General features: G+C 72.5%; 9 protein-coding genes. 4 read left to right on the top strand and 5 right to left on the bottom strand.

Annotated elements, in window-relative coordinates:
* Nucleotides 1–679: 679 nt before the first annotated feature.
* On the bottom strand, nucleotides 680–1552 hold the full coding sequence (locus WBK31_RS02750) for an aminoglycoside phosphotransferase family protein (protein WP_364058045.1): 873 nt from the start codon (nucleotides 1550–1552) through the stop codon (nucleotides 680–682).
* Between the two features lie 103 nt (nucleotides 1553–1655).
* Here WBK31_RS02750 and WBK31_RS02745 point away from each other — a divergent pair, with 103 nt between their 5' ends.
* Nucleotides 1656–2678 (top strand): ABC transporter permease, encoded by a 1023-nt coding sequence (locus WBK31_RS02745; protein WP_378784794.1) that lies wholly within the window; start codon nucleotides 1656–1658, stop codon nucleotides 2676–2678.
* Here WBK31_RS02745 and WBK31_RS02740 read toward each other — a convergent pair.
* Nucleotides 2673–4007, bottom strand: coding sequence for a GAF domain-containing SpoIIE family protein phosphatase (locus WBK31_RS02740; protein ID WP_364058051.1), 1335 nt, complete (start codon nucleotides 4005–4007; stop codon nucleotides 2673–2675). The two genes, WBK31_RS02745 and WBK31_RS02740, sit on opposite strands and share 6 nt — an antisense overlap.
* 144 nt (nucleotides 4008–4151) lie before the next feature.
* Here WBK31_RS02740 and WBK31_RS02735 point away from each other — a divergent pair, with 144 nt between their 5' ends.
* Complete coding sequence (locus tag WBK31_RS02735; protein WP_364058054.1) at nucleotides 4152–5453, top strand: acyltransferase; 1302 nt, start codon at nucleotides 4152–4154, stop codon at nucleotides 5451–5453.
* A 57-nt stretch (nucleotides 5454–5510) separates the two neighbouring features.
* On the opposite strand, the gene WBK31_RS02730 is transcribed toward WBK31_RS02735, so the two are convergent.
* Together WBK31_RS02730 and WBK31_RS02725 are read right to left on the bottom strand one after the other, a co-directional pair.
* The gene (locus tag WBK31_RS02730; protein ID WP_406674285.1) at nucleotides 5511–6167 is read right to left on the bottom strand and encodes a hypothetical protein; all 657 of its coding nucleotides are present in this window, start codon (nucleotides 6165–6167) and stop codon (nucleotides 5511–5513) included.
* Nucleotides 6154–6666: a SigE family RNA polymerase sigma factor gene (locus tag WBK31_RS02725; protein ID WP_378784800.1), complete on the bottom strand. Its 513-nt coding sequence runs from the start codon at nucleotides 6664–6666 to the stop codon at nucleotides 6154–6156. Before WBK31_RS02725 ends, WBK31_RS02730 begins: the two co-directional genes overlap by 14 nt.
* 137 nt (nucleotides 6667–6803) lie before the next feature.
* Between WBK31_RS02725 and WBK31_RS02720 the strand changes: the two genes are divergently transcribed.
* Complete coding sequence (locus WBK31_RS02720) at nucleotides 6804–7664, top strand: CU044_5270 family protein (RefSeq protein WP_406674284.1); 861 nt, start codon at nucleotides 6804–6806, stop codon at nucleotides 7662–7664.
* Nucleotides 7665–7926: 262 nt separating this feature from the next.
* On the top strand, nucleotides 7927–9135 hold the full coding sequence (locus tag WBK31_RS02715) for a flavin-dependent oxidoreductase (RefSeq protein ID WP_406674283.1): 1209 nt from the start codon (nucleotides 7927–7929) through the stop codon (nucleotides 9133–9135).
* Here the strand turns inward: WBK31_RS02715 and WBK31_RS02710 are convergent.
* Nucleotides 9115–11214, bottom strand: a complete 2100-nt coding sequence (locus WBK31_RS02710) for an MMPL family transporter (RefSeq protein WP_364058069.1) — start codon at nucleotides 11212–11214, stop codon at nucleotides 9115–9117. The genes WBK31_RS02715 and WBK31_RS02710 overlap by 21 nt on opposite strands.
* Nucleotides 11215–11280 lie beyond the last annotated feature (66 nt).

The raw sequence follows: 11280 nt of genomic DNA, 5'->3' as shown, positions 1-11280 counted from the left end.
CGCCGACCGGACCGACGCCACGCACGCGGCGCCGACCGCACCGGCGCCACTGACAGCACCGGTGTGCCACGGGGAGCGGCGCCGCCAGACCCGGTGTCAGCGAGAGGCCGGCGAAGGCAGGGCGTATGGGAACAAGCCGGGGGCTTCACCGACGCAGCGGCCGTGGTCAGGGCGCCACCGTCCGGTGCGCCTTCACCGACGCAGCGGCCGTGGTCAGGGCGCCACCGTCCGATGCGGCGTTTCCGCCGGCGGTTGCGTGCTCCAAGCATGACTCAGCGACCGGCTCCAGCATGCTCAGCCATGGCTCCCCGGCAATGGCTCGGCGACGTTGCGCGTGTGACGTTCGAGCGGTCGTGACCGTACCGGGTCCCCCAGGCCCGGGACGATCATGGTCGTTCGTACGCTTTGGGCGGGAACCGTTACCAGTCCCAGCCGCCCCAGGGGCCGCCCCAGCCCCACCAGCGCCTCCTCCTCCAGCGCCAGCGCCTTCTCCGCCAGCGGCATCGCCAGCCTCGGCGTCCGCAGCCGCCCCCTTGGTCGTATCCCGGGATCCCAGCCATGGTGATTCCTCCCCCGTGTTTACTCCCTTCGCATTCACACTAGGCCGGAAATCACCACAAACTAGGACATATTTCCGGATTTCGCCGACCTTTGACGGCGAATTCACTACGTAAAGCGGTCAACGCATCGGCCCGTCCGCGGCCCCCATCTCCGCCGACAGCCAGGCCGCGATGTGCTCGGCGTAGCTGCCGGGATAAGGCAGCGGATCACCGCCGATCGTGAACACGGCGCACAGGATGTTCACCCCGAACAGCCGGTCCCAGACCCGCGCCCGGCGGTACGTCCCGGCGTCCACGGCCGCACGCACGTTCGGCCAGCCGTGCCGGCTCATGAACGCGGCGTCGATCGCCGGGTCGAACAGGTGCGCACGGTCCCAGTCGAGCACCCCGACCAGCGTCCCGTCCGGGGCCCAGTGCACGTTGCCGCCGGCGAGGTCGCCGTGCACCAGCACGTCGGGCACCGCCTCCAGCTCCAGCGCCGCCGCCAGCCGGCGCTCCGCCTCAGACCGCAGCCGCGACGGCAGCCGGGGCAGCACGTCGTGCTCGATCACGCGCGCCCAGTGCCCGTCGTGCGCCCGGGGCGCGGGCAGCAGCCTGCGCAGCTCGTCCGTCACGGGCAGCTCGCGCAGCGCCGACAGCAGCCCGGCGATCCGCCGGGGATCGCCCTGGCCTTCAGGCAGCCCCGCACCGTCGATCCACGAGACCGCGACCGCCCGGCGCGAGCCGAACTCCACCACGGGGGTCAGCGGCTCCGGCACCTGGAACGGCGGCCCCGCGGCCTTGATCGCCCGCAGGATCTCGACCCCGCGCGGCATCTGCGCCGCTCCGAGCGGGCGCTTGGAGACGCGGACGGCCGCCACCCCCGGCAGCAGCACGACGTCGTGCACGTTCCCTGGGCCGAGCCGCGCCTTGTCGAGCGGCGCTCCGGGCACCAGCGCGTCGGCGATCTCCAGCAGGTCGTCGGTCAGCCGGTCGTTCTCAGTCGATTGCACCGCGCGAGACTATCCGCTGCCGGCAGAGCCGCGAGGATCAAACCTGCACAAGGGGCGCGTGTCACCAGCGGGACGGCGGCCCGTCCGTGCCTAGCGTGAGCGCATGGACGACCGGATACGCCATCACTGGGCGGCTTTCAAGGAGTCGCCGTTCGTGCCCGCCGCCGTGCTCGTCCTCATCGTGTCCGCGGGCGCGGGGCTGTTCGCCGGGTCCTACACGTACGCCATGGCGAACCCCACCCCGCACCGGATCCCGGTCGCCGTGGTCGGGGTGACCCACGAGACCGTACGCGGCGAAGCGTTCGCCGCCGGCATGGAGCAGGCGCTGGACGCCTCGCTCGACCTGACCTATCAGCCGTCCCTGGCGGCGGCCCTGCAACTGGTCGAAGAGCAGCGGGTCTTCGGCATCCTCGTGGTGCGCGGCTCTGACGTCAGGCTCGACGTCTCCGGCGCCGCGGGCGCGTCGGTCGCGCAGGTGCTCACCGAGGCCGCGCCCCAGGTGGCCGCCCGCATCGGGGTACGGCTGACCGTGCGCGACATCAAGCCGCTGCAGCGCGGCGACCCGCGCGGCCTCGCGCTGTTCTACATCACGCTGGCCGCCGTGGTCATGGGGTTCATCGGCGCCGTCCAGCTCAGCGTGCACGCCTCGGAGCTGTCGCCCTGGGAGCGCATCGCGGCCGTCGCGGCGTACGCGGGGCTCGGCGCGCTGGCCATCGTGGCCATCGTCGACTGGGTGCTCGGCGCGCTCCACCTGCCGGTGCCGGAGTCGTGGTTCATCCTGGCGCTGACCATGTTCACGTCGGGGATGGTGTTCACGATGTTCAACACCCTCGTCGGGCGCTGGGCCATGGTGCCCACCTGGGGGCTGATGGTGCTGCTCGGCAACCCGTCGTCGGGCGGCGCGGTGTCCTGGCCGCTGCTGCCGTCGCCGCTCGGCGCGATCGGCCGCTGGCTGCCGCCCGGCGCCTCGGTCAACGCCCAGCACACCGCCGTCTACTTCAGCGGGCACCAGCGGCTGATACCGTACCTGGTGCTGGCGGTCTGGGCGCTGGGCTCGATGGCGGTCTTCCTCCGCTACCGCGAGCGACACCCCGGCCCGAGAGCGCGACACCGTACCGGCTCATGACCGCAACGACGCGGGCTCGTCCAGCCGCAGCGCGAGCAGGGCGACGTCGTCGCAGAACCGGTCGCCGCGGTGCGCGAGCAGCCGGTCGGCCATCTCCTCGAGCGGCAGGTGGCGCAGCGCGGAAGCGGCGGCCGCGAGGTCGTCCATGCCCGCGCCGATCCCCTCCGCCGGCTGCTCGACCAGGCCGTCGGTGTAGAACAGCAGGGTCGAGCGGGCGGGCAGGACCTGCGCGTGGTCGGGGCGCGACAGCTCGGGTGCGACGCCGAGCGGGTGACCGCCGTCGGTGCGCAGGTAGGAGGCGGTGCCGTCCTCGGTGACCAGCAGCGGCGGCGGGTGACCCGCGCTGGACCAGCGCAGCAGCCACTCCCGGTCGCCGTGCTCCTCCAGCCGGGCCAGCAGCACCGTCGCCATCGGCCCGCCGTGCAGGGCGTGCAGCACCTCGTCCAGGCGGTCGAGGATGCGCGACGGCGGACTGCACTGCTCCCAGGCGATGACGCGGAGCATGTTGCTGATCTGGCTCATGACGACCGCCGAGCGCACGTCGTGGCCCATGACGTCGCCGACCACCAGGCAGGCCACGCCGTCGGGCAGCATGACGACGTCGTACCAGTCGCCGCCGATCGGCGGGACCGCGCTGGAGGGGCGGTAGCGGGCGCACGCCCGCAGGCCGCGCATGTCGGGCAGATGCGGCAGCAGGCTGCGCTTGAAGGTCTCCGCGGCGCGGCGGAGTCGTTCGTACAAGCGGGCGTTCTCGATGGCCACGCCGGCCGCGCTGGCCAGGGCCGCGATGAGGTGCTCGTCGTCGTCGGTGAACGGGCCGCCGCCGCGCTTGTCGGCGAAGTACATGTTGCCGTACGCGGTGCCGCGCACCATGACGGGCACGCCCAGCAGGGTGCGCATCACCGGATGGCCGGTCGGGTAGCCGCGGAAGGCGGGATGCGTGGTCACGTCGTCCACCCGCATGGGGCGGCGGCGGGAGACCAGCTCGGCCAGCAGCCCGTGCGCGGTGGGCATGCGGCCGATCTCGTCGGCGACGTCGTCCGCCACGCCGTACGTGACCAGGTCGGTGAACTCGCCGTGCTCGTCCAGCACGCCGAGCGCGCCGTAGCGGGCGTCCACCAGGTGTGCCGAGACCTCCACGATGGTGTGCAGCGCCTGGTTCAGCTCCAGCTCCGAGCTGATCGCCAGAAACGCGTCGAGCAGCCGCCCCATCCGGCCGTGCAGCTCCTGGATCTGCCGCAGCCCCGCTCGCATCCGCTGGACGCTCTCCGCGCCGAGCGGGCCCAGATCGTCGCCGTACGCGCCGTTTTCGCGTTCCTGCTCGCTCACCTCCACCCCCCGGGACGCCTCGCCACCCTCATGCCCAACCGCTTTGGCATGACACCTGGTCAGCGGGGGTGCGCGGCGGGGAGCCGCACCCCGCCACATCTTGACTCTCAGCGTTCACCCAGGTTGACCCTTTAGCGTTATGGGATGGTTACCAACCTGGCCGCCGAGAAAGGCAGCGGCCTGCAAAGGCACACGCAAGCGCTGGAAGCCCGGCAGACCTGGCTTGACGCGCTCCGCGGCCTGGCCGTGCTCGCCGTGCTCTTCGAGCATCTGATCGACGCGCTGTTCCCCGAGGTTCGTACGACCGTCAGCCCGTGGTTCGACTTCGGGCAGTACGGCGTGATGGTGTTCTTCCTCATCAGCGGATACGTGGTGCCGGCCTCGCTGGAACGGCGGGGCAGCGTCACCGGCTTCTGGGCGGGGCGGTTCTTCCGCCTCTACCCGCTGTGGATCCTGGTGGCGCTCGCCGGGACCCTCTTCGCTCTGGTCCCCGTCTACTGGGAGCTGCCGGAGCAGGTGGCCGAGCACCCCATCGCGGGAGCCGTCGCCCACGTGACCATGTTGCAGGACTTCCTCCAGGTGCCCAGCGTCGTCAACGTGTTCTGGACGCTGTCGTACGAGATGGTGTTCTACCTGCTGGTGACCGCGCTCTTCCTGCTCGGCCGGGGCCGCCCGCGCACCGCCGGGGTGCTCGGCGTGGCCGTCGCGGGCGTGCTGGCGGGCGGGCTGCTGCCCGCGGGCGCGCTGTCGAGCGCGCTGGGCGTCGAGACGACCGTGCTCGCCGTCACCGCCGTGGGCGTGCTGGGGCTGGCCGCCGTCCTCGCCGGCGGCCCCCGTCTGCGCCTGGCCGGGGCCGCCGCCATGGCCGCGCTGGCCGTCGTGCTGCTGTGCGTCAACAGCCGCATCGGGGCCTGGCAGAGCGTCGCCATCATGGCCACCATGTTCGCCGGGACCGCGCTCTACCGGCTCGACCACGGCCAGCTCAGGCGCGGCGTGGCGCGCTGGACGATCGGGCTGGTGCCCGCGGCGTCCATCGCCGCCGCCGTCTGGTACGGCCCCGGCTGGGGGATGCCGGACGACGAGGCGATGGCGTTCCGGTGGAGCTGGTCGGCGGCGGTGGCGGCGGCCTGGCTGACGTTCCTGGCCTGCCGCCTGCTCCGCTCGTACGCGATGCCGCGCCCCTTCGTCCGGCTCGGCCTCATCAGCTACTCCGTCTACCTGGTGCACCCCCTCTACATTCAGGTGCTGCGGCGGCTGGTCCCCGACCCGGGGCCGGTGCCGCTGCCCGCCCGCATCGGCTACGGGCTCGCGGTGGGCTGCACGGTGGTGGGGTCGGCCGCCCTGACCTACCGGTACGTCGAGCGGCCCGCCCACGCGTTCGGCCGCCGCCTGCGCGCCAGGTCCGCAGCCGGAAGGCCGGGCCGGGCGGTCAGAGCGTCGAACTGAGCCCCTCGGCGATCTTCCACATCTCGGCCTTGACCTTCGCCATGCTCCCGAGGTCCTTCACGAGCAGCGGGCTGATGGAGATCTCCACCCACTGCCGCTCGGCCAGTTGCAGCAGCAGCGTCGGCGTGCCGTCGCCGCCGTCCTCGCCGGCCCCTGGACGACGTAGTAGCCGGCACGGCCGCCGACGGTGACGTCCTCGCCGTCCTTCTCGTCGCGCAGCGCCTGGATGCGGTCGGTGACGTCCGCGGTGGCGTCGTTCTCGTACACGTAGAGCTGGACGCAGTAGTAGCCGTTCTCGTCGCCGTTGTAGTCGTAGGAGGTGGTGTACCTGTCGCCGAAGTCGAGCGACCGGTGCTTCCACCGCAGGCCCTTGGGCAGGTAGCCCACCTTGACGTGGCCGAACTCCCGCCCGTCGCCCAGGTCCCCGAGGCTCGGCGGATCCGATGGCTCCTGCGGGACGTCGTCGATGGGCGGCGGCTCCGGCGCGGGAGTGACCGTGACCGGGTCGGGAGGCGTGGCCAGGGAGCCCGCGGCCACGTACCCGGCGGGCACGGCCGCGGCCGCCGCCATCGCCAGAGCCGCCGCGGCCGCCCTGAGCCTCCTGCGCCGGCTGCCGGTGCCGGCGATCACCCGTTCCAGCAGGTCGGGCGCGGCTTGCAGGTGCGCGGTCCCCTCGGCCATGGCCTGGCGGAGCGCCTCCTCAAGCGTGGGCATTCCTGATCACTCCTTCCAGTTCCTCGTCGCCGAACGCCGCACGCAGCTTCGCCATCGCCTTCGACGCCTGGCTCTTCACCGTCCCGGCCGAGCAGCCCAGCACCTCGGCCGTCTGCTGCTCGCTGAGGTCCTCCCAGTAGCGCAGCACGATCACCGCGCGCTGCCTGGGCGGCAGCGCGCGCAGCGCCTCCATGAGCACGTGCCGCAGGTCGGCGTCCGTGACGCGGGCCGCACGCTCCGGCGGGCTGTGCACCGGGATGATGCTGAGAATCGCCCGGCGGCGGGCGCGGCTGATGGAGAGGTTGATGATGGCGCGGCGCACATAGGGCTCGGGGCTGTCGCGCCGGACCCGGTCCCAGTTCCGATACGTACGCTCCAGCGCCGTCTGCAGCACGTCCTCGGCCTCCGTCGCGTCCCCGCAGGCGAGGTAGGCGACGCGCAGCAGGCTGGTGCCGCGTGCGGCCACGAACGCGGCGAAGTCGTGTTCCGCGCCGCTCATGATCGTCTTTCCACTGTCACGCCCTCTAGTACGCCTGGGCCGCGAGCCGCGTTGCCCGGTGGCCGGCGATCATCTCGCGGGCGCCCGCGGGCAACTGCCGGGCGGGCTCGGGCGTATAGGAGGGCGTGACGAGACGTATGAGATCGATGGTCCGCTCGGTGATCGCCGCCGGTGCGGTGCTCACCCTCGCCGCCGCACCGCCGGCCGCCTCTGCCGCCGCCGCGCCGCCCGAGGGAGCCTACTGGCGCACCCGGATCATCATGGAGTGGAGCAATTCGCACAGGTTCGGCACGAAGGCGCACCCGTACCGGCTCTCCGAACGGCTGGTCGCCGAGAAGTGGGCCACGCCCGACGGCCGTTTCTGGAGCGGAAGCCGGCACCTGGGGGCGCGGCAGGCCGGTCCCGCCGACGAGAAGGCGTGGCGGCGGGACGGCTCCCCGGCCACGTGGAACAAGACGATCGACGGCAAGACGGTCAAGCTGTCGGCCAAGCCCGCCCACGGGCACGTCACCCCCGAGCGCGAACGGAACCAGTTCTCGCTGGCGGGGCAGCGGCTGACGTACGACGAGGTGCAGCGCCTGCCCGCCGACCCCCGCCGCCTGAAGGACTGGCTCAGCCAGGCCGGCCGGGTCCGGAAGATCGCTGAGAACCAGATGAACTCGTGGGTCCAGGGAAACCTGGAAAAGCTCCTGTTCGACCTGCCCGTCCCGAAGGAGGTCCGTGCCGGGGCGTACCGGCTGCTGCTCACGCTGCCCGGCGCGCGGGCCGCAGGCCAGGCCAAGGACGCGCTCGGCCGCACCGGCGCCGCGGTCGTCATCACCTGGGCCGAGGGCGAGAGCTCGGGCACGCAACGGTTCATCATCGACACCGGGCGGATGGTGCCGCTGTCGTTCGAGAACATCAGGAAGGACGGCGCCGGGCCTGCCGACCGGACGACCACGACGCTGGTCGAGGCCGGCTGGACCGATACGCCGCCGGCGGTCCCCGCGCTCCCCTGACACCCCGGCCGACGCCGGTCCCCGCGCTCCCCCGACACCCCCGTCCGCCGGCCCCGGGGGCGGTCGGCGGACGGGGTGTCCCGGCTGGTCGGCGGCCATGGCGATCTTCCACCTTCCGCTATAGGCTCCAGATCAAGATCATGTGTCCTGCACCACGCCCACCCCAGGGGAGCGTTCACGGCCGGACCCAGGCGCCGCCCGCGTGATCGGAGCCCCGAGGCCACCGCCCGGCCCCGGCCGGACGCCTGACAGGGAGCCGCCCATGCCAGGAACCAGCTCGATGCGCGTGATCATCGCCGGTGGCGGCATCGCCGGGCTCACCACCGCACTGAGCCTGCACGCCGCCGGCATCACCGACGTGACCGTCCACGAGGCGGTGGAGGAGATCCACCCGCTCGGCGTCGGCATCAACCTCCTCCCCCACGCCGTACGCGAGCTCATCGAGCTCGGACTGGGCGACCGCCTGGCCGAGGTCGGGGTGGCCACGGCCGACCTCACCTTCCTCACCCCGCGCGGGCAGCAGATCTGGTCGGAGCCGCGCGGGCTCGCCGCCGGCTACCGGTGGCCGCAGTACTCCATCCACCGGGGGCGGCTGCAGTTACTGCTGCTCGACGCCGTACGCGAGCGGCTCGGCCCCGACGCGGTCGTGCTCGGCTCCCGCATCACCGGCCTCGACCACGACGCCGACCTGCTCGTCGGCGCCGACGGCATCCGCTCGGACGTGCGGCGGGCGCTCTTCCCCGACGAGGGCGAGCCGATACCGGGCGGTGACGTGCTGTGGCGCGGCACCACGTACGGCAGGCCGTTCATGACCGGCAGGTCCATGATCATGCTCGGCGACCGCACGCAGAAGCTCGTCGTCTACCCGATCGCGCCGCCGTCGGAGGACGGCACCCAGCTCATCAACTGGGCGATCCAGCACCGCACCGACGTCCTGGGCGTGCCCACCGGTGACTGGAACCAGCCGATCAGCGTCTCCAAGGTGCTGCCCCACGTGCAGGGCTGGCACTGCGACGAGCTCGACGTGTACGGGCTCGTCGCGGGGGCCGAGCAGGTGCTCGAATATCCGCTGGTGGACCGGGATCCCCTGCCGTACTGGTCGAAGGGGAACGTCACGTTGGTGGGCGACGCGGCGCACCCGATGTACCCGACCGGGTCCAACGGCGGCACCCAGGCGATCATCGACGCGCGCGTGCTGGCGTACGCGCTGGCCAACGGCCTGGGCCTGGAGTTCTACGAGGAGCAGCGCCGCCCGGTCACCGGCGAGATCGTGCTGGCCAACCGCAAGGACGGCCCCGAGGTCATCCTGAAGATGGTCGACGAGCGCGCGCCGCAGGGCTTCTCCGACATCGAGTACGTGATGCCGCGGGCCGAGCGCGAGGAGATCGCCCTGCACTACAAGAAGCTGGCCGGGTTCGAACCCACCACGCTCAACGCCCGCCGCAGCTGGTCAGTGACGCTGGACCGGTGACGGCTCGGCGGCCGGCAGCGGCTCGCGCGCCCGGCCCAGGCTGCTCGGCCACCAGGCGCGCCCGCCGAGGTCGCGGACGAGCGCGGGCACCAGCAGCGACCGCACCACGAGCGTGTCGAGCAGCACGCCGAACGCGACGATGAACGCGGTCTGCACGAGGAACGTCAGCGGGATCACGACCAGCGCGGCGAACGTGGCGGCGAGCACGACCCCGGCCGAGGTGATCACGCCGCCGGTGCTGACCAGGCCGCGCAGCACGCCCTCGCGGGGCCCGTGCGCCTGGGTCTCCTCGCGGACCCTGGACATCAGGAAGATGTTGTAGTCGACGCCCAGGGCCACCAGGAAGACGAACCCGTACAGCGGCACGGACGCGTCGCTGCCGGTGAAGCCGAGCAGGTGCTCGAAGACGAGCATGGAGACGCCGAGCGTGGCCAGGAAGTTCAGCGCCACGGTGGCGACCAGCAGCACGGGCATGGCCAGCGAGCGCAGCAGCACGATGAGGATCAGCAGGATGATCACCAGTACGACCGGGACGATGAGCAGCGTGTCCTTCTGCGCGGTCTCCGTGGTGTCCACCTGCTGGGCGCTGTAGCCGCCGACCAGCACGCCGTCCTCGGCGTGCAGCGCGTCGCGCAGCCGCTTGACGGTCTCCTTGGCCGGCTCGCTGTCGGGCTCGTCGCGCAGCGTGGCCTCGATGAGCACCTTGCCGTCCACGACCTTGGCCTCGCCGCCCGGCCGGCCGGTGGCGCTGACCGGCGCGGCGTCGAAGACGCCCTCGACGGATTTGGCCTTGTCCGTCACGGCGGCGGCGCGCCCGGCGGGCGCGACGATGACGGCGGGCTGTCCTGAGCCGCCGGGGAAGTGCTCGCTCAGCGCCGCCTGCGCGGCCACGGAAGGCGCGTCGTTGACGAACGTCTCAGCAAGCGGCACGCCCCTGGCGTTGAGCTGGGGCGCGAAGAGCGCGAGCGCGGCGAGCGGCAGCACGGACGCGACCCAGACGAGGCGGGGCCGGCGGTCGATGAGCCCGGCCACGCGGTCCCAGATGCCGCGCGCGCCGGCCTCGCCCTGGCGCGGCTTGGCCGGCCACAGGGCGGCGCGGCCCAGCAGCACCAGGGTCGCGGGCAGGAACGTGAGCGCGCTGAGCGCGGCGCAGGCGATGCCGATCGCGCCCACGGGGCCGAGCGCGCGGTTGTTGGTCAGGTTGCTGAGCAGGAGGGCGAGCAGCCCGAGCGCCACGGTGGCGGCGCTGGCCAGGATGGGCTCGATCGAACGGCGCAGCGCGATGCGGCCGGCGGCGTACCGGTCGCGTCCGGCGGCCAGCTCCTCGCGGAAGCGGGCGGTGAGCAGCAGCGCGTAGTCGGTGGCCGCGCCGATGACGAGGATGGACAGGATGCCCTGCACCTGGCCGTCCACGCGGACGATGTCGCGGTCGGCGAGGAAGTAGACCACGGCGCAGGCCAGCCCGAGCGCGAAGACCGCGCCGGTGATGATCACCAGCGGCAGCAGCACGCTGCGGTAGACGGCCAGCAGGATCACCAGGACGGTGACCAGCGCGACCGCGAGCAGCAGGCCGTCGATGCCGGCGAAGGCGTCGCCGAGGTCGGCCCTGGTGGCGGCGGGCCCGCCGAGGTGCGTGGTCAGGCCCTCGACGGGGACGGCCTTGCGGATGCGCTCCAGCACGTCGCCGAGCTCGCCGCTGCCGATGTCGGGGCTGAGCTGCACGATGCCGCGCAGCGCCCGCTCGTCATCGGAGGGGAAGGCGGGGGTGGGGGTGCCGACGACGCCGGAAGCGCCGCTCAGCCCGGCGAGCGCGCGGGTGGCCGCCGCCGTCTGCTCGGGGGTGATGCCGGAGCCGCCTGAGGTCCAGATGACAATGACCGGTTGCGCGGCTCCCTGCCGGAACTTCTCCTGGACGTCCAGAACGCGTGTGGATTCGGCGCTCTGGGGCAGGAAGGCGGCCTGGTCGTTCGTGGCGACCTCGGTGAGCTTGCCGGCGAACGGTCCGAGCCCGCCTCCCACGGCCAGCCAGGCCAGCACCAGAAGCGCCGGGACGAGCCAGCGGATCGATCGCCGCGCCATGGCGGTCACCCTTTCGTCATGCTTTGTAGCTCAACCAATGAGATTCTCAATAATTGAGCTAATGTA

Origin of the sequence: Nonomuraea sp. N2-4H, assembly GCF_045291505.1 — a bacterium.
In the GTDB taxonomy this organism is placed as follows: domain Bacteria; phylum Actinomycetota; class Actinomycetes; order Streptosporangiales; family Streptosporangiaceae; genus Nonomuraea; species Nonomuraea fastidiosa.
Note: the sequence above shows the minus strand (reverse complement) of the source record. Positions and strands in the feature narration are given on the sequence as shown.

What these genes read in the sequence shown, in the direction of transcription:
- WBK31_RS02745 (WP_378784794.1), top strand. Translation starts at nt 1,656, where the DNA reads ATGGACGACCGGATACGCCATCACTGGGCGGCTTTCAAGGAGTCGCCG.
- WBK31_RS02735 (WP_364058054.1), top strand. Translation starts at nt 4,152, where the DNA reads ATGGTTACCAACCTGGCCGCCGAGAAAGGCAGCGGCCTGCAAAGGCAC.
- WBK31_RS02725 (WP_378784800.1), bottom strand. Translation starts at nt 6,666, where the DNA reads ATGAGCGGCGCGGAACACGACTTCGCCGCGTTCGTGGCCGCACGCGGC.
- WBK31_RS02730 (WP_406674285.1), bottom strand. Translation starts at nt 6,167, where the DNA reads ATGCCCACGCTTGAGGAGGCGCTCCGCCAGGCCATGGCCGAGGGGACC.
- WBK31_RS02710 (WP_364058069.1), bottom strand. Translation starts at nt 11,214, where the DNA reads ATGGCGCGGCGATCGATCCGCTGGCTCGTCCCGGCGCTTCTGGTGCTG.
- WBK31_RS02720 (WP_406674284.1), top strand. Translation starts at nt 6,804, where the DNA reads ATGAGATCGATGGTCCGCTCGGTGATCGCCGCCGGTGCGGTGCTCACC.
- WBK31_RS02715 (WP_406674283.1), top strand. Translation starts at nt 7,927, where the DNA reads ATGCCAGGAACCAGCTCGATGCGCGTGATCATCGCCGGTGGCGGCATC.